General features: G+C 53.8%; 17 protein-coding genes. 6 read left to right on the top strand and 11 right to left on the bottom strand.

Annotated features, from left to right (window positions below; translation table 11 throughout):
* Window positions 1-93: 93 nt before the first annotated feature.
* Window positions 94-507, bottom strand: coding sequence for a glycine zipper 2TM domain-containing protein (locus tag G461_RS25295; protein ID WP_169727214.1), 414 nt, complete (start codon window positions 505-507; stop codon window positions 94-96).
* A 191-nt stretch (window positions 508-698) separates the two neighbouring features.
* The gene (gene efpL, locus G461_RS0100790) at window positions 699-1,265 is read right to left on the bottom strand and encodes an elongation factor P-like protein EfpL (protein ID WP_026970376.1); all 567 of its coding nucleotides are present in this window, start codon (window positions 1,263-1,265) and stop codon (window positions 699-701) included.
* Window positions 1,266-1,416: 151 nt separating this feature from the next.
* Here efpL and G461_RS0100800 point away from each other — a divergent pair, with 151 nt between their 5' ends.
* Both G461_RS0100800 and G461_RS0100805 read left to right on the top strand, forming a co-directional pair.
* Window positions 1,417-1,842, top strand: coding sequence for a DUF3465 domain-containing protein (locus tag G461_RS0100800; RefSeq protein ID WP_026970377.1), 426 nt, complete (start codon window positions 1,417-1,419; stop codon window positions 1,840-1,842).
* 90 nt (window positions 1,843-1,932) lie between these two features.
* Window positions 1,933-2,646, top strand: a complete 714-nt coding sequence (locus tag G461_RS0100805; RefSeq protein ID WP_026970378.1) for a riboflavin synthase — start codon at window positions 1,933-1,935, stop codon at window positions 2,644-2,646.
* Window positions 2,647-2,704: 58 nt separating this feature from the next.
* Here the strand turns inward: G461_RS0100805 and G461_RS0100810 are convergent, their stop codons facing one another.
* From G461_RS0100810 to G461_RS0100825, 4 genes are all read right to left on the bottom strand, one after another.
* Window positions 2,705-3,661, bottom strand: coding sequence for an aldo/keto reductase (locus G461_RS0100810; protein WP_026970379.1), 957 nt, complete (start codon window positions 3,659-3,661; stop codon window positions 2,705-2,707).
* 201 nt (window positions 3,662-3,862) lie between these two features.
* Complete coding sequence (locus G461_RS0100815; protein ID WP_026970380.1) at window positions 3,863-4,219, bottom strand: VOC family protein; 357 nt, start codon at window positions 4,217-4,219, stop codon at window positions 3,863-3,865.
* Between the two features lie 2 nt (window positions 4,220-4,221).
* Window positions 4,222-4,725, bottom strand: coding sequence for a hypothetical protein (locus G461_RS0100820; RefSeq protein WP_026970381.1), 504 nt, complete (start codon window positions 4,723-4,725; stop codon window positions 4,222-4,224).
* The gene (locus tag G461_RS0100825; protein WP_026970382.1) at window positions 4,715-4,909 is read right to left on the bottom strand and encodes a hypothetical protein; all 195 of its coding nucleotides are present in this window, start codon (window positions 4,907-4,909) and stop codon (window positions 4,715-4,717) included. Before G461_RS0100825 ends, G461_RS0100820 begins: the two co-directional genes overlap by 11 nt.
* Window positions 4,910-5,018: 109 nt before the next feature.
* Between G461_RS0100825 and G461_RS25300 the strand changes: the two genes are divergently transcribed.
* Window positions 5,019-6,932, top strand: coding sequence for a sensor domain-containing diguanylate cyclase (locus G461_RS25300; protein WP_051333252.1), 1,914 nt, complete (start codon window positions 5,019-5,021; stop codon window positions 6,930-6,932).
* A 15-nt stretch (window positions 6,933-6,947) separates the two neighbouring features.
* Here G461_RS25300 and G461_RS0100835 read toward each other — a convergent pair whose 3' ends face one another.
* Entirely contained in the window at window positions 6,948-7,412 is a 465-nt protein-coding gene (locus G461_RS0100835) for a GNAT family N-acetyltransferase (protein ID WP_026970383.1), read from the bottom strand.
* Between the two features lie 33 nt (window positions 7,413-7,445).
* Window positions 7,446-7,793 carry a rhodanese-like domain-containing protein gene (locus tag G461_RS0100840; protein WP_026970384.1) on the bottom strand — a complete coding sequence of 116 codons (348 nt, stop codon included), beginning with the start codon at window positions 7,791-7,793 and terminating at the stop codon, window positions 7,446-7,448.
* Window positions 7,794-7,925: 132 nt separating this feature from the next.
* On the opposite strand from G461_RS0100840, the gene G461_RS22830 reads away from it, so the two are divergent.
* Both G461_RS22830 and G461_RS0100850 read left to right on the top strand, forming a co-directional pair.
* A complete protein-coding gene (locus G461_RS22830) occupies window positions 7,926-9,224 on the top strand; it encodes a glycosyltransferase (protein ID WP_035478761.1) in 1,299 nt (432 codons plus the stop codon).
* A 156-nt stretch (window positions 9,225-9,380) separates the two neighbouring features.
* Window positions 9,381-9,617, top strand: coding sequence for a hypothetical protein (locus tag G461_RS0100850; protein ID WP_026970385.1), 237 nt, complete (start codon window positions 9,381-9,383; stop codon window positions 9,615-9,617).
* A gap of 109 nt (window positions 9,618-9,726) precedes the next feature.
* Here the strand turns inward: G461_RS0100850 and purL are convergent, their stop codons facing one another.
* Window positions 9,727-13,623: a phosphoribosylformylglycinamidine synthase gene (gene purL, locus G461_RS0100855; RefSeq protein ID WP_026970386.1), complete on the bottom strand. Its 3,897-nt coding sequence runs from the start codon at window positions 13,621-13,623 to the stop codon at window positions 9,727-9,729.
* A gap of 208 nt (window positions 13,624-13,831) precedes the next feature.
* On the opposite strand from purL, the gene mltF reads away from it, so the two are divergent.
* Window positions 13,832-15,334: a membrane-bound lytic murein transglycosylase MltF gene (gene mltF / locus G461_RS22835; RefSeq protein ID WP_245587121.1), complete on the top strand. Its 1,503-nt coding sequence runs from the start codon at window positions 13,832-13,834 to the stop codon at window positions 15,332-15,334.
* Window positions 15,335-15,558: 224 nt separating this feature from the next.
* On the opposite strand, the gene tadA is transcribed toward mltF, so the two are convergent.
* Together tadA and G461_RS0100870 are read right to left on the bottom strand one after the other, a co-directional pair.
* Window positions 15,559-16,044 carry a tRNA adenosine(34) deaminase TadA gene (gene tadA, locus G461_RS0100865; RefSeq protein ID WP_026970387.1) on the bottom strand — a complete coding sequence of 162 codons (486 nt, stop codon included), beginning with the start codon at window positions 16,042-16,044 and terminating at the stop codon, window positions 15,559-15,561.
* A gap of 160 nt (window positions 16,045-16,204) precedes the next feature.
* Window positions 16,205-16,528 carry a Dabb family protein gene (locus G461_RS0100870; RefSeq protein WP_026970388.1) on the bottom strand — a complete coding sequence of 108 codons (324 nt, stop codon included), beginning with the start codon at window positions 16,526-16,528 and terminating at the stop codon, window positions 16,205-16,207.
* Window positions 16,529-16,538: the final 10 nt, after the last annotated feature.

A 16,538-nucleotide genomic window follows, 5' to 3' on the forward strand; every position in this document is an offset into this window, starting at 1 on the left:
CTTATATAAGCAAAAGGAGGTAGAAGAGGATGGAAGAAATGCCACTTGAATCAGTGGCATAGAGGTAACGTCGGTTGTAGTTGGGGAAAAGACCTAGTTTAAACGGCGAGAACCGTCAGAGAAGGTTGCCACCACCACTTTTTGACCCGGTTGAAAACGTCCTTGCTCTTCGCGCTTGGTAAAGCGCATCACCACGCCGCTCTCGAGGCGCACGTCGTAGTCAAAGTAGATAACTTCATAGCTGGCAGCCTGACTGGCCGCCGCCGCACCACCTACCGCGCCCACGGTGGTGGCGACCTTCTTACCACTGCCACCGCCAATCTTCGAGCCCAAAAAGCCGCCGGCCGCGCCACCCGCTAAACCCGCCACTAAGTTGCGCTTGGTTTCGCTGTAGGATTTAACATTAACCACCTCGCCCACTTGCTCGCTGACCAAGGTTGGCGGGGTGTAAGAACATGCGGCCAGACCCACTACCATCATGAGTGCCATTACTGCCGATCTAAACAAAGCATTACTCCATAACATGCTGAATTAACCGCTAAAATACTATGTCGTCACAGCGACTTATCCCAGCAAATTTGCACAAATTGACACTGATTGACGGAATATTCTGCAGAACTTTCAAGGCGTTACAAAAAAGGCACCTAACGGTGCCTTTTCGATGATAAAACCTGTTAAAGCATGAGCGCTTACTTCGCCTATGCGCGGCTCATAAACTTACACTCAGCAGTATTAACCTTGATTCGGTCGCCGGTTGCGATGTACTCCGGCACCTGCACCACCAAGCCAGTGGTTAAGGTAGCCGGTTTGGTACGAGCACTTGCCGATGCACCTTTGATAGACGGCGAGGTATCTACGATCTCCAGCTCAATCGCAGACGGCAGCTCAATGGCAACGGCATTGCCATCGACAGCAAGTACCTGCAGACCTTCGGTGTCTTCATTGAAGTACAGCAGCTCGTCGGCGATGGTCTCTTTGTGCAGGTTGAAGGGCGTGTAATCTTCGTTGTCCAGGAATACATACTCATCGCCATCAATGTAGGAGAACATCACCTGATGGCGGCGGAAGTCAGCCAGATTAACGATTTCATCGGCCTTAAAGCTCTCATCCACTTTCAAACCGGTTGCTACGTCGTAGCACTTCATGCGGTAGAGGCTGGCACCGGCACGGCCACTTGGAGTGAGCTTGTTAATTTCTTTTACAGAAAGCACTTTGCCGTTGTGCTCGATAACCGCGTTCTTTTTGATTTCACTTGCCTTTGGCATCGTTGGAATTTCCTTCGTCTTTAGATGAGCGAAACTTACCATGGTGTATCGCACTCGCCAAGAGAGAGCCGCAGTGCGCGCTGATCAACATCAAAATTGCTGAGATCTTCATCGTGTTAATATGCTTGCAGTTAATTATGTCGAGGAAGCTATGGATAGCGTCACTTTTCGCACCACATCAAAGTGGCTAGGTTGGTTACTCGCCCTACTGCTGATAGTGGGCCTCTCTGCCCACAGCTACGCCAACGATCAGCGACTTGCGAACGCCTTTGCCAATCAGCAAAGCAACCTACAGATAGAAGGACAAGGCATCGTTTCGCGCATTCTTAGCGATGATACAGTGGGTTCTCGCCATCAGAGGTTTATTCTCACTCTCGCCAGCCAGCAAACGTTGCTTGTTGCCCACAACATCGATTTAGCGCCGCGTATCCCCAACCTAAAGATTGGCGACAAGGTAATATTCTATGGTGTGTATGAATGGAACAACAAAGGAGGTGTTATCCATTGGACCCATCATGATCCGGCGAATCATCACCCCCATGGCTGGTTGAAACACCGTGGCAAGCGCTATCAATAGCGATCGGATATGACTTTTAATTCCAGATAACGGGAAAACCTGCCACAATCCCCGCTTGCTATATCGTCACCGAAGTCTTAAGGAGTTCCCATGTTTACTGGTATTGTGCAATCCGTTGCAACCCTCGCTTCCATCTCTGATCACCAAGGTATCCGCACCTTTGTTATCGATTTTGAACCGGGCTTTTGTGTCGATTTAGAGATTGGCGCCAGTGTGGCGGTGGATGGCGTGTGCCTCACGGTGACCGAACTGTTATCTGATACCCGTGTCAGCTTCGATGTGATGTTGCAAAGCCTAAACATCACCACTTTGAGTGAGTACCAACAAGGTGATCGAGTGAACGTGGAGCGCGCCGCCAAAGACGGTGCAGAGATCGGTGGCCACCCACTCTCTGGGCACGTGGACTTTAAAACGCCAGTACTGTCGGTGACTCAAGACCAAGATAACTACTGCATCCGCTTTGCCCTGAGTGAGCAGTGGAAGCGCTATATCTTCCCTAAAGGCTATATCGCCCTAAATGGCACCAGCCTGACCTTGTCAACGGTGGATAAGCAGCAAGGCTGGTTCGAGGTGTGGTTGATCCCAGAAACCCGTCGCATGACCACCTTTGAGCTTAAACAGGCCGGCGACAACATCAATGTAGAGATCGAACGCGGCACTCAGGTGGTGGTCGATACCGTGCGCGATACCCTGCAAGAGCAACTCGGCCCGATGCTACCTCTGCTAGAGAAGCTGCTGGCGGAGCAAGGCACTGATATCGATGCGCTGGGCCAAGCGGCAAGTAAACAGCTCGAGAGCAAATAGCTCCATATTGTACTTTTAGCGCAGAGATGAGCAGCAAAGCGCTGACGTCTCAGCGCCGTTAGTCCACCTCCAAGGCAAGCCAAGCAAGTTGCTGCTTGGTTAACGCCAGCTCGCTCGCCACAAATGCTTGTTGCAGTTGCTCTACCCTGCTAGCACCAACAATGGCCGCACAGGGAAACGGCTGATTCAACACGTAAGCCAGCGCAACTTGTGACGGACTCAAGCCATGTAGCTCTGCCAGCTCGCTGGCGCGGCGAAGCTTCTCCCAGTTGTCTTCGCTGTAGTACAGCTCGACCATCTCAAAATTGTCCCGTTTCTCGGGCGCATACTTGCCTGAGAAAAAGCCTCCGCCTAGAGGGGACCATGCCAGCAACGCAGCCTGACTTTGCTGGTGCCAAGCAAGCATATCCCGGTCTGCCAAAATACATCCCGGCCAACGAGGCCTGCTACTGTGTGCTAGGCTAAACCCCGGACTGTTGAATGAAAACGGTGTTAAATCGTGCTCTAGCGCGTAGTGATTAGCCTTGATGATTCGCTCGACGCACCAGTTAGATGTGCCTATGGCAGCAACCTTTCCCTCTTCCACAAACTGATGCAGTTGCTGCATGATTGGCGCAACATCCAAGCTGGGATCGTCACGGTGAAGCGCATACAACGCGACAGAGTTACACGCCAAGGCCTCCAGGCTAGTCTCCAGATCATGGACAAGCTCAGTAGGAGATAAACGGCTGCGCTTGGGGTGCTGCAGGGTTGGATGACCGCCCTTGGTAAGAATCACGACCTGCTCTCGCTTGCCTCGGGCATCCAGCCACTCGCAGATAATGTTTTCACTGATACCGTATTGGCGCGCGGTATCAATGATCCTCCCACCCAACGAAAAGAATGTATCCAGTAAATCGAACGCGCGCGACTTATCCTGTTCAGTTAGGAAGCTGCCGCTTCCCAGAATTAACGGCGACAGCTTGGCGCCACCGAGTCGGCTGCTCGCCGCATCGAGTATGTTGAGAGTCTGCATGGATATCCTTGTGGTTCAGACCTAATCTCAGGCCAACAACATGTAAACCTATTTAGAAAAAAGGTAAACCAATGTAGCCAAGGATTCAGTGACAACCTTCAAGTATCTCGCCAAGGCCCTGCAAGCCGGGCTGTGAACCATGCACGCTGAACATGCCAGCTCATACCATCAAGGTGCTGCGTTATCGCGTATGATCGAGAGCTAGCGGCTCTCCGACCACACCGCAAACTCGTTACCGCTAGGCTCGGTGAAATGAAAGCGACAGCCACCGGGGAACTCGAACAGCGGTTTGACCACAGTCCCACCGTTGCCAGTAACCTTGGCCAACGTGGCGTGAATATCGGCGCTGTAAAAAACCAACAGCGCTGAACCTTGCTCGCTAGCGCTATGTTTATCAGCAAGGTAGAAGCCACCGTCGAGGCCTTGGTCGCTAAAGGCGGTGTACTCTGGCCCAAAATCGGTAAACTGCCAGCCAAACACCGCTTCGAAGAAGGCCTTGGTGGCAGCCAGGTCCTTGGCAGCAAACTCCACGTAGTTCAGTTTCTCATGTTGCTTCATGTTCAATCCTTGGGTTCAAAGAACAGCAGTTCAAAAATCAGCTCGCGATTGTTGGTCATGCGCGCGGGCTCCAGATAGCCTAAGTAGGTGTCGACAAACGCGCCGCGGGCGAAGCCCTGCTCCATCGCATAACAGTGGTGGTTATCCTTAGTAAGCAACTCGCTTAGCCAGGCAAGCGGCACCGGCTGCTCCAAGATAAAACAGGGGCCAATATCAAGGCATAGCAGTATAGGTGGCTGAAGGGCTTGATTGGACGCGCGGAGCCAGTCTTGCGCATGAGCCATATCGTCCACGTCATGATAGCTGTAGCGCTTATCATCAAGATACGTGCTGCGGACATACTGCCGGCCCCACTCAAAGGGCCACTCAGTGAAAAAATCACCACGACAAAAGAAGTCGGCGGTTTTCAGCAGCTCCTGCCATCGCTCAGGCAGTTGCGCGAGGATCCGCTCACGCTCGCGGCGCTGTTGGTTCTGCGCAAGCTTCAGTGCCAGCTCAGGTTTCATCATGGCCACCTTCAGCTTTGCGTGATATCGCCGCGGTGACCATCAGCCCCAAACCAATACCGGCGATAAGCGACCCAACAAACGCCAAGGGCGAGGCGGGCAAGAAAAACATACCGATACCCAGCCCGAACATCACCCCGCCACCCATCGCCCACATTGTTCTGTCTTGCGGTTTGTCCTTCATCGTCACATCCCTGCGAATTATCCTTACCAACAGTGGTGATTTTGACCACTTTCGACTATTTCTTAAACTAAATCATCAGGATCTAAAGGCTTCATCTCCTACCGTGCCGTTGTTTAAGAATTCTCTGCACAAAAAGCGCGCCTACCTGCGCCTCGCTCTCTACTTTATCAGTTTTGGCTTCGTTATCGCGCTGCTCTCTTCCCTGATTAACTTTCGTCTGCAAACCAATAATATCGATACTGCCATTCAACAACGCTTCGAAAGTACCCGTGTCAGCACTTACAACCAACTCAGTGAGATAATATCTCAGCTGGAAAGCTCGGTGGATGCACTGGCAGAGAACCCCTTGATGAAAACCTACTTGCTGCGCCCTTCCCAGCTGAGCCTGCACAATCTGGAGAGCCTGTTTCAGGCAGCGGCTGCCGCAGAGCCCCTATTTATGCAGGTGCGGTTTATTGATGCGGGAGGCAATGAGCAGGTAAGAGTTGAGCGTAATGATGACGACAGCATCACCTTGGTGACCAACCGCCAGTTGCAGGATAAATCCGCACGAGCCTATTTTCAGCAAACCATGCAACTAGCCAAAGGGCAGCATTGGCACTCCAAGCTCGACCTTAACCGCGAACAGGGCCAGATCCAGATCCCGATCCGCCCGACCTACCGTATCGCCACCCCGGTGTATCTCGATGAACGGGTCGCCGCCGGCGTGGTCATTATCAACATCAATGCGCAGCCGGTTCTGAGTAACGCGCTGCGCTCTGAGATATTTAACGTACTGATGATCGACCGCGAAGGCGAAACCCTAGCCCACTTCGACGATAGCCAAGCCTGGAGTCGTTATCTGCCCGAGCGCGAGAGCGTGTTTGCCCAACAGCCTGCCTTAGCGAGAGCCCTACAAGGTTCAGCCGATATCGCTAACAATTACCTCGTCGAAGGTCACTATGCCTTAGACATTACTCAACTGTTCCCAAACGGCGAAGGCTTGCTGCTGTTGTTTGCGCCCAAGCAAGAGGCGATCTCCACACTGTTTCGCAGCAACTATCTGGCGGCACTGCTTATAGCAATGATCGTACTGCTGATCTCTTTCCCCCTGTCTTGGCTGGTTGCCTTAATCCCCGCCAAGCTGCAGAACAAGCTGAGCCATGCCTTAAGCGAGGTACAACACGCTAACTCCTTGCTGGATCGCCACGTGATCTCCAGCCATACCGACACCGATGGGGTGATCACCGATGTAAGCCAAAAGATGTGTGACGCCTCGGGCTACAGTAAGCAGGAGTTGATCGGTAAGACTCACCGGGTGCTAGCCCACCCCAAGGCCAGCCGCCGCAATCACAAGTTACTCTGGCAGACGATTACGGAAGGCGAGACCTGGAACGGCGAGCTCTACAACCGTACCAAAGATGGCCGAGATTACTGGATTAAGTCGGTGATTAGTCCTGATTTGGACCAAGATGGCCAGCTTATTGGCTACACCCAAGTGGCCCAAGATATCAGCTCGAAGAAGGCGCTAGAAAAGCTCTCGGTCACCGATACCCTGACCGGGGTCTACAACCGCCGCAAGCTCGACCAACTACTGGCAGAAGAAAGCGATCGGCTCAACCGTTTCCAGCACCAGTTCTCAGTGATCCTGCTCGATTTGGATGGTTTTAAACAACTTAACGACACCTATGGCCACCTCGCCGGTGACGACGTGTTGGTGCGCGTCGCCGGGCACATACAGCGCCGGGTGCGTCAGGTTGACCAAGTAGGCCGTTGGGGCGGTGAGGAGTTTCTGATTATCTGCCCGGGCACCGATGGCAAGTCTGCTGCACTACTCGCTGACAAGCTTCGTGTTTACATCTCCCAACAAGAGTACAGCCTTGACCGGGAAGTTACCGCCAGCTTTGGCGTCGCCGAAGGAGTTGTCGATGAAGGTGCCGCGCATATGATTAAGCGGGCCGACGATGCGCTCTATCAGGCTAAGCAACAAGGACGTAACCGCGTGGTCTACCAAGACCCAGATCAGGCACGTCAATCCAGTTAGCGCGAATCAACCCGGCTACGCAGCCTCAAAGGCCTCACGGCTCAATACCAACGTGTCGTTATCATCCTTGGGCTGACCTTTGCGCCGCCAGCCTAGGTGCCGGTAAAAACCAAAGGAGCGAAACTGCGGATTGGGGCTGGCGTCTAACCAAAGTTCTGTATGACCAGAGCGAAACAACCACTGGCACACCAAGCTCAGCAGGGTCTTAGCAATACCTCGGTGCTCATAGCCATCGAGCACCGCCACTACGGTGACTTCAGCGGAGCGTTTATCACCCATGGCAAAACCCACTGCACGCTCGTCTGTTTCAGCAAGCCATCCTTGTAATCCGCGCTGTAACTCAGCCGCAGTCGCGTCAACCGTCACCCCATACACCTCGGCCAGGGCCTGCTGGCTAATCGCATTCTCACGAGTTTGCGCGCGCAGATCGATAAGTGCTGCGATATCAGTCGCCTCGATTGGCCGGTAGTTGATCTCCATATGCTTCCTTGGCACTAAGGCTGTGGGTAAAGGCTAAGGCTGAGCTAACTGCATTTCCTGCAAGCCACCGCCATTGTGTACCTTGCTAAAACCGGCCTGTTCAAGCAGTTGCTGGGCAATCCCGGAACGTCGTCCTGAGCGGCAATACACCACCACAGCTTGGTCTTCCTTCAATCCCAACTGCTGTGCACCGGCCACAATCTGTTGGTAGGGAATCAACGTTGCCCCCTCTAAATGTCCCTGCTGAAACTCCTCCAAGGTGCGCACATCAATCAATACGGCGCCTTGCTCAAGCCATTGCCAGGCCTCCGGCGCACGTTGATTGGCCAGCCCGACACCGGAGAATAAGCAACACAGGGATAACAGGATACGTTTTAGCATTTTGGCCCTCTCATAAACGATGTTTTAACAAACAGTACTTTTAAAATCGCGACGAACATCGCATCGGATCAATTGCTTATCAGTTTAAAAAATTTACTATCTAAAACAACTTAGTTACCGCAAATACTTCTGATGAAAGTGCTAATTTGTTGCTACGGCTCCAGAGGCGATGTTCAGCCCTATATCGCCATTGCCACAACTTTAAAAAGACAAGGCCATCAGGTGATGCTGGCGACTTCAACTCGCTTTGCCGCACATGTTGCTCGCTACGATATCGCGTTTGGCAAGCTTAGCGATGAGCTGCTAGCGATTGTCGATAGCCCCCAGGGCCGCGCGATGCTCGAAGGCACCCGCAATATCGTCGATATCATTCGTATAAACCTAAAACTGGCCAAGCAGGTTAAGCCGCTACAACAGGCGCTAAATATCCAGATGTGGCAGCTCGCCAAGACCTATCAGCCAGACATTATCCTATTCCACCCCAAGGCTGCAGCAATGCCCGATATCGCAGAAAAGCTGGCAATACCCTGCGTGCTGGCAACGCCAATCCCGATGTTTGTGCCCACCGCGGATTTCTCGCTGCCTGTAATGCCAGCACTAAACTGGCTGCCGAAGCGGTTACAAGCGCGCTATCGCCGCCTAAGTTTTGCGCTGATTAACCGGCTGACCGACACCGCTTGGCGCGGCTATGTAAGCCACCTTCGTCAGCAACTTAGACTCCCTGCGCAAAAACGCTACCGCTTTTTAACGCGAAGTAATGGTCGGCCCCTGCTGATACTGCATCTACACAGCCCTTCATTACTCGCCAAACCCAGAGACTGGCCAAGTCATGTGCGAGTATCTGGTTACTGTTTTAGCGACGCAGATCCGCAGTGGCAACCGAGCGAGTCACTGCAGGCCTTCCTACAAGCAGGCCCAGCGCCAGTGTACGTCGGTTTTGGCTCGATGGCCGGACGTAACCCGCAGGCGGCAGCGAGAAAGGTGATCGAAGCCCTTGAGCTAGCGAGCGTCAGGGGGATCCTGGCCCGTGGCTGGGGCGGTTTACGCGCAGAAGATCTGCCTGACTCGGTGTACATGGTGGAGCAAGTCCCCCACGACTGGCTGTTTCCAAAGGTGGCCGCAGTGGTCCACCACGGCGGCGCCGGCACTACCGCTGCCGCCCTTCGCGCAGGCAAGCCGGCGGTTATCGTGCCGTTTTTTGGCGACCAGCCCTTTTGGGCAGAACAGCTGGAGGCGCGCGGGCTGGCGGGGACTCCAATCCCCTATCGCCAGCTCAATGCCGAGCGTTTGGCCGAGCAAATTCGCAGGGTGACCGGTGACCCGGCGTACACCCAACGCTGTAAGCAACTCGCGGCTGAGCTGGCCCTAGAGAATGGACCTGAGCAGGTAGTGAAATTTCTTGAGCAGCAGTTAGTCGAGGATGGAGCGTGACTGGCAAGCGGTGATTGAGGCTCAACCAGCAACTATTAACACCATTGTTTTTAATATGGCTGCAACATGTTAATCTGTTTTAACAAACTCGGTGATAAAAATATCTGTTTGATGCGTTAACAAGGTAGTCAACGCATAACACCTACGAGGAATGCCATGAAATCGAAGTTTTATTTGCTGGCAACACTGGTCTGTTTTATCGGCTCTTTACTGCTGCTCAAGGTCTCTGCTCTGGGGCTGGTACCCTTGCTCACCGCGGTGGTGAGCTTTCTCGCCATGTTGGTTATCGTCTACAACCTGCTCAGTGAGAGCGCCGCAGAGCCCGGCGAGGGCGAGCAGGAAGACGACGCACAGCATAACTCCTTCGACTCCCACCACTCTTCTCGTCATTAGCCTTCTATCACCCCACAAACGCCGAACAGTATTGCTAACGTAAAACTTCAGGCATAAAAAAACCCAAGCACTTGGCTTGGGTTTTTGCGTTTTGCTCTAGAGCGAGGGCTTAGCCAACGTTCTTACGCGCATTGCGGAACATACGCATCCAAGCGCTATCTTCGCCCCAGCTATCTGGGTGCCAAGAGTTCGCCACGGTGCGGAAAACACGCTCTGGGTGAGGCATCATAATGGTCACACGGCCATCGGCAGTGCTCAGACCGGTGATACCCTCTGGCGAGCCGTTCGGGTTCGCTGGGTACTGAGTGGTTGCCTGACCGTAGTTGTCGACAAACTTCAGTGCCACCGTGCCGCTTTGGGCGATTGCCGCCAAGTGAGCATCATCGCGAACTTCCACACGACCTTCACCGTGCGATACCGCGATAGGCATTTGCGAGCCAGCCATACCGTCGAAGAAGATAGATGGAGACTGTTGTACTTCCACCAGGCTGAAGCGTGCTTCAAAGCGCTCAGAGTTGTTGCGAACAAAGCGTGGCCACAGGTCAGCACCTGGGATCAGCTCTTTAAGGTTCGACAGCATCTGACAACCGTTACATACACCCAGCGCGAAGCTATCGTTACGCTCGAAGAAGCCACTGAACTGCTCACGCGCACGGCTGTTGAACAGAATCGACTTAGCCCAACCTTCACCAGCGCCCAGTACGTCACCGTAAGAGAAGCCACCGCACGCCACCAGGCCTGCGAATTGCTCCAAGGTTACGCGGCCACTCAGGATGTCGCTCATATGTACGTCGATAGCATTAAAGCCAGCACGGTCGAAGGCTGCTGCCATCTCGTGGTGCGAGTTGACGCCTTGCTCACGCAAGATTGCCATTTGTGGGCGAGCGCCGGTGGCAATCATTGGTGCAGCAACGTCTTCGTGCACGTCGAAGCTTAGGTTCGCTTGCAGACCCGGGTTGGCCGCATCGGTCTTAGCTTCGAACTCTTGCTGTGCACACTCAGGGTTGTCACGCAGTGCCTGCATCTCGCGGGTGGTTTCCGCCCAGATGCCACGGTAGTGGTTGCGAGTGTTTGCCAGCACGATATTGCCGTCGCGGGTAAAGCGCAGCATGTCGTCGCCATTCAGGCTACCGATAACGTGGCTGCACGCTGCCAGGCCGTGGCCAGATAGCAGGTTCAGTACCGCTTCTTTGTCTTCGCTGCGAACCTGGATAACCGCACCCAGCTCTTCGTTGAACAGCGCACTTACGTTGTCACCGCCTAGCAGGTCTAGCTCAACATCCACACCTACGTTGCCCGCAAAGGCCATCTCGGTGATGGTGGTGAACAGGCCGCCGTCTGAACGGTCGTGGTAGGCCAGCAGTTTCTCGTCTTGAACCAACGCCTGCATGGCATTGAAGAAGCCTTTCAGCAGCTCTGGCGAGTCTACATCTGGTACCTCGTTGCCTAGCTCTTTATAGACTTGAGTCAGCGCGCTGGCACCTAGGCGGGTCTTACCGTTGCCCAGGTCAATCAAGATAAGGTCGCTATCGCCTTTATCTTTGCGCAGTTGAGGGGTTACGGTCTTACGCACGTCTTCAACGCGGGCAAAGGCAGTGATAATCAGTGACAGCGGCGAGGTTACAGACTTCTCTTCACCGTCTTCTTCCTGCCAAGCAGTCTTCATCGACATGGAGTCTTTGCCCACCGGAATGGTCAGATCCAGCGCCGGACACAGCTCTTCGCCCACAGCTTTCACTGCATCGTACAGACCCACATCTTCACCCGGGTGACCGGCTGGCGACATCCAGTTGGCACTTAGCTTGATGCGATTCAGCTCACCGATGTTGGTGCCAGCAATGTTGGTCAACGCTTCAGCTACCGCCAAACGGGCAGAGGCAGCGTGGTTAATCAGCGCAGCAGGAGTGCGCTCACCCATCGACATCGCTTCGCCATGGTAGGTGTCGTAGCTGGCAGCTGTTACTGCGCAGTTAGCTACCGGGATCTGCCAAGGGCCGACCATTTGGTCACGGGCAACCAGACCGGTTACGCTGCGGTCACCAATGGTGATCAGGAAGGTTTTCTCAGCAACGGATGGCAGACGCAGGATGCGCTCAGCGGCATCTGCCACTTCAACCTTGGCGCTATCAAAGGCTGGGCCATTGAAGGTCGCGCGGGTTACATCGCGGTGCATCTTCGGCGTTTTACCCAGCAGTACGCTTAGCGGCATACGAATAGGCTCATTGCCAAAGTGGCTGTCTTTCAAGATAAGGTCACACTCTTCGGTGGCCTCACCGATTACCGCGTACTGGGCGCGCTCACGCTCACAGATGCTGTTAAACACCTCTAAGTTCTCTTGGGCCACTGCCAGCATGTAGCGCTCTTGTGATTCGTTACACCAGATCTCTAGTGGCGACATGCCCGGCTCATCGTTAGGGATGGCGCGCAGGTCGAAGATACCACCACGGCCACCATCGTCGACCAGCTCAGGACAGGCATTCGACAGACCTCCCGCACCGATATCGTGGATAAAGGCGATAGGGTTGGCATCGCCCATCTGCCAGCAGCGGTCGATCACTTCCTGACAGCGACGCTCCATCTCTGGGTTGTCACGTTGTACCGAAGCAAAGTCCAGATCTTCTGAAGATTGGCCAGAGTTCATTGACGAGGCAGCACCACCGCCCAGACCGATGTTCATCGCCGGACCGCCCAGTACGATAATCGCTGCGCCAACCGGGATTTCACCTTTGGCAACATGGTCGGTACGGATGTTACCCAGACCACCGGCTAGCATGATTGGCTTGTGGTAACCACGCACCTCGGTGCCGTTAAAGCTCTCGACCTGCTCTTCGTAGGTACGGAAGTAACCCAGAATCGCCGGACGACCGAATTCGTTGTTAAACGCCGCACCACCCAGTGGGGCTTCGATCATGATCTCTAGGGCGTCTACGATGCGCGATGGCTTGCCATACTCGCTCTCCCAAGGCTGCTCGAAGCCTGGAATACGCAGGTTAGAAACGGTAAAGCCAACCAGACCGGCTTTTGGCTTAGAGCCACGACCGGTTGCGCCTTCGTCACGAATTTCACCACCAGAACCGGTAGCGGCACCCGGGTATGGCGAGATCGCAGTTGGGTGGTTGTGGGTTTCAACCTTCATCAGGATTTCGATGTTTTCCTGATGGTAGGTGTACTGCTTGCTGTCGGTGGCCGGGAAGAAGCGGCCTGCAACCGAACCTACCATTACCGCAGCATTGTCTTTATAGGCAGACAGTACGTACTCGCTGTTGTGCTCGTAGGTGTTTTTAATCATCTTGAACAGGGATTTTTCCTGCTCAACGCCATCGATGGTCCAATCGGCGTTAAAGATCTTGTGGCGGCAGTGCTCTGAGTTTGCCTGAGCGAACATCATCAACTCGATGTCGTTCGGGTTACGGCCAATCTCTTTAAAGCCGTCCAGCAGGTACTCTTTCTCGTCGTCAGACAGTGCCAGACCCAGCTCGATGTTGGCTTTTTCTAGCGCGTCGCGACCGCCACCGAGCAAATCAACAGTGTTGTAAGGCGCAGGCTCAGCCTTGGCAAACAGAGACGCCGCTTGCTCCATATCGCTGAATACCGCTTCCATCATGCGGTCGTGGATCATCGCTTTTAGCGCGCCAAGTTGCGCGTCATTCAGCTCACTTGAGGCTTCAACGTAGTAGGCAATGCCTCGTTCCAGACGTTTTATTGTCTCAAGGCCACAGTTGTGGGCAATGTCAGACGCTTTAGAAGACCAAGGAGAGATGGTTCCTGGTCGCGGTGTTACCAGTAGCAGTTGTCCTTCTGGCTGGTGTTCAGTAATGGTCGGCCCATAGGTCAGAAGCTTATCAAGCACCGCTTGTTCGGCTTCGCTAAGGTCGGCGCTGTTATCAGCAAAATGCATGAATTCAGCATAAATAGAAGTGACTGGGAGGTTCTGATCAGCACAACGTTTTAGTAGCTGTGCAACACGGAAATCAGAGAGTGCTGGCGCACCACGTAGGATTAACATATTAAGGGTCTCGCTTTACCGTATGGAGGTGGGAGTAAAAAATTCGCGGTATTATAAGGAAATTGATATACCCAAGCTACCTCAAGAGGCGGTTGAGGTAATAAAAAAGTAAATCTTTACTGCTGCTTGGGCGAAATCTCGGCGTAAACCTAGACTCCACGGTCAGGATCTCTAAAATCAACCAAAAATAGTTGTCTGGAAACAAGATTTGATTACGGATTTTCGCCGCTGGTGGTATCTCGGTGCGGCACTGCTCTCACTGACCTTGCTCGGCTGCGAACCCCTCAGCTTTACTCAAGAGATCAAGAAGATACAAGATCGCGGAGAGCTGCGGGTCGGTACCCTCTACCACCCTCAGGTGTTCTACTATAACCAAGACGACAAAGAAGCGGGGTTTGAATACGAGCTGGCCGCCGAGTTTGCCGAGCAACTCGGCGTAAAACTGACCATGGTGCCGCTGTTCACCAAGGCGGAGCTTTACCGCAGCTTGGAAAACAAGCAGGTGGATATGATTGCCGCCGCGCTCTCCCCCACCGATAAACTGGCCGAGCAGTTCCGCTTCTCTCCCGAGCTCTACCAAGTCGACGCGGTGGTGGTCTACAAAAAGAACACCTTCCGCCCCCGCGAGATCAATCAAGTTGACGCTCCGCTATGGCTCACTGCAGGTAGCCACCACTACGGCTTGCTGCGTGGTATCGCCGAAGACGATGACGAGCTGGAGCTCGACCTCACCGTTACCGATCAGCAAGATGCCTCTGAGCTGCTCAAAGCCATCACCGATGACGAGATCCGCTTTGCGGTGGTGGACGACACCACCTTGGCGCTGCATCAGCGCTTCTATCCCGATCTAAACCAAGCCTTTACCGTAAAAAGCGGCATCCCGGTGGTGTGGATGATCAATCAAAGCCGCGATGACAGCCTGTTCAGCGCGATGATCGAGTTCGTTGGCCAGCAACACGTCGATGGCGAGGTAGCCCGCCTGCTGGAGAAATACTTCAGCCACGTGGAAGAGTTCGACTATGTAGATACTCGCACCTTCTTGCGCTCGGCCAAGTCCAAACTGCCCGAGTATCAGCCGCTATTTGAGAAGTATGCCGGCAGCCTTGATTGGCGCCTGCTGGCTGCGGTCTCCTATCAAGAATCCCACTGGGAGCCCCACGCCCGCTCATTTACCGGAGTGCGCGGTATGATGATGCTCACCCTTGATACCGCCAAAGGCGTCGGTGTGAAGAATCGTTTGGATGCCGAGCAAAGCATTCGGGGCGGTTCAACCTACTTGCAACAGCTGATTGCCCGGGTGCCCGATAGCATCCCTGAGGATGAGAAGATCTGGTTTGCGCTATCTGCCTACAACATGGGCTTTGGTCACATGTTGGACGTACGCAGGCTCACCCGCATGCGTGGAGGAAATCCTGATAGTTGGCTGGATGTGAAGGACAATCTTCCGCTACTTATGCGTAAAGAGTGGTACAAGCAAACCCGCTACGGTTATGCCCGCGGCGCTGAAGCCTACCACTACGTAAACAATATCCGTCAGTATTATCAGAGTCTTTTGTGGCTCGAGTCAGAGCAACGCGAGGCGGCACGGCGCGAAGCCATCCGCCGTAGCATCATGCCGATTACGCCGGAAGCGTTCTCAAATCCGGCGGATTTATCAGAACAAGATCTCGAAATTGAAGAAGTATCTAGCACAAATACCACGGACACTTGACACAAGGTTCATCGTTTTGTCATGTTAGCAACATAGCCTGACAAAGATCGGGTAGCCGAGGCAATGAGGCCGAGGCTTATAACATGAGGAAACAACGATGTTAAAAAGAAGAAGGATGGCGACGCATTCGCCACGACGTCGTATACAAATTGCCCGTCAACACCGTAAGGTATTGTGTCGACAACGTTCATTTGTTCTATCTGAAATGGGTATGCCCATCGAGTCTAACTAGACTCTTGTTCTCGTCTCGCTTTTTTCGCCGCCTTGATTTCAACACGTCGTCGGCGGAAGAAGCGACTTAATACTTCCCCACACTCCACTTCGTTCACCCCACCCTGTACCTCAATCAAGTGATTTAAGCGGCTATCGCGCACGATATCGTAAACGCTACCCGCAGCGCCGGTTTTCAGGTCATAAGCGCCGAACACCAAGCGCTCGATCCGCGCATGCACCATGGCGCCCGCACACATCGAGCAGGGCTCCAGACTCACATACAGAGTGGTATTCAGCAGGCGGTAATTCTGGCGACGTTGTCCAGCCTGACGCAGCGCGAGGATCTCGGCGTGGGCACATGGGTCATTCTGGGTGATGGTTTGGTTGTAGCCTTCACCGATAATCTCGCCGTCGGCCACTAACACGGCGCCGACCGGCACCTCTCCCAGGGCCTCGGCTTTGGCCGCCAACTCCAGCGTATAGGCAATCCAACGCAGATCCTCGGCGCTGTGCTGTGGTTCGTCGTTGGCATTAGGGCTGTTAGGGATGTCGTTCACGGTTACTCTCGGTTGCTTAGGGCCGTTGCCAAGGTTCTGGCTTGCGGCGCATTCTAGTCAAAGCTCAACCACAAGTCATCTTTCGCGCTTAACTTGCTCACTAGCTTGGCAGGTTAAAGTCCATCACGATAATGTCGTCGAGCAGTGGTACAAACAAGGTCTTAAAACACTCATGTTCGGGGTGTGGCAGATAGGCGTCGCGCGCTTGTTCGTCGATAAAAGTGACTTCAACCACGTGGGTGTAGCCTTTATCTAGCCCTTCGGGGCTGTTATTACTGCCCCACTCCACCGCCTCAATGCCTGCTATACGCCGGCGCAGCTCCAGGAACTCGAGCATCACTGCGACGATCTGATCGAACTCAACCTCGGGCTTAAAGCGGATAAACAGTACATGGCGGATACGCGGTGGCGCTTGTGGGGTCATGCTAGGTCCT

The organism is Aliagarivorans marinus DSM 23064, assembly GCF_000429485.1.
GTDB lineage: Bacteria > Pseudomonadota > Gammaproteobacteria > Enterobacterales > Celerinatantimonadaceae > Aliagarivorans > Aliagarivorans marinus.

Excerpts from the sequence above, each read along its gene's own strand:
- efpL (WP_026970376.1), bottom strand. The coding sequence starts at position 1,265 with ATGCCAAAGGCAAGTGAAATCAAAAAGAACGCGGTTATCGAGCACAAC.
- G461_RS0100800 (WP_026970377.1), top strand. The coding sequence starts at position 1,417 with ATGGATAGCGTCACTTTTCGCACCACATCAAAGTGGCTAGGTTGGTTA.
- G461_RS0100805 (WP_026970378.1), top strand. The coding sequence starts at position 1,933 with ATGTTTACTGGTATTGTGCAATCCGTTGCAACCCTCGCTTCCATCTCT.
- G461_RS0100810 (WP_026970379.1), bottom strand. The coding sequence starts at position 3,661 with ATGCAGACTCTCAACATACTCGATGCGGCGAGCAGCCGACTCGGTGGC.
- G461_RS0100815 (WP_026970380.1), bottom strand. The coding sequence starts at position 4,219 with ATGAAGCAACATGAGAAACTGAACTACGTGGAGTTTGCTGCCAAGGAC.
- G461_RS0100820 (WP_026970381.1), bottom strand. The coding sequence starts at position 4,725 with ATGAAACCTGAGCTGGCACTGAAGCTTGCGCAGAACCAACAGCGCCGC.
- G461_RS0100825 (WP_026970382.1), bottom strand. The coding sequence starts at position 4,909 with ATGAAGGACAAACCGCAAGACAGAACAATGTGGGCGATGGGTGGCGGG.
- G461_RS0100835 (WP_026970383.1), bottom strand. The coding sequence starts at position 7,412 with ATGGAGATCAACTACCGGCCAATCGAGGCGACTGATATCGCAGCACTT.
- G461_RS0100840 (WP_026970384.1), bottom strand. The coding sequence starts at position 7,793 with ATGCTAAAACGTATCCTGTTATCCCTGTGTTGCTTATTCTCCGGTGTC.
- G461_RS22830 (WP_035478761.1), top strand. The coding sequence starts at position 7,926 with ATGAAAGTGCTAATTTGTTGCTACGGCTCCAGAGGCGATGTTCAGCCC.
- G461_RS0100850 (WP_026970385.1), top strand. The coding sequence starts at position 9,381 with ATGAAATCGAAGTTTTATTTGCTGGCAACACTGGTCTGTTTTATCGGC.
- purL (WP_026970386.1), bottom strand. The coding sequence starts at position 13,623 with ATGTTAATCCTACGTGGTGCGCCAGCACTCTCTGATTTCCGTGTTGCA.
- G461_RS0100870 (WP_026970388.1), bottom strand. The coding sequence starts at position 16,528 with ATGACCCCACAAGCGCCACCGCGTATCCGCCATGTACTGTTTATCCGC.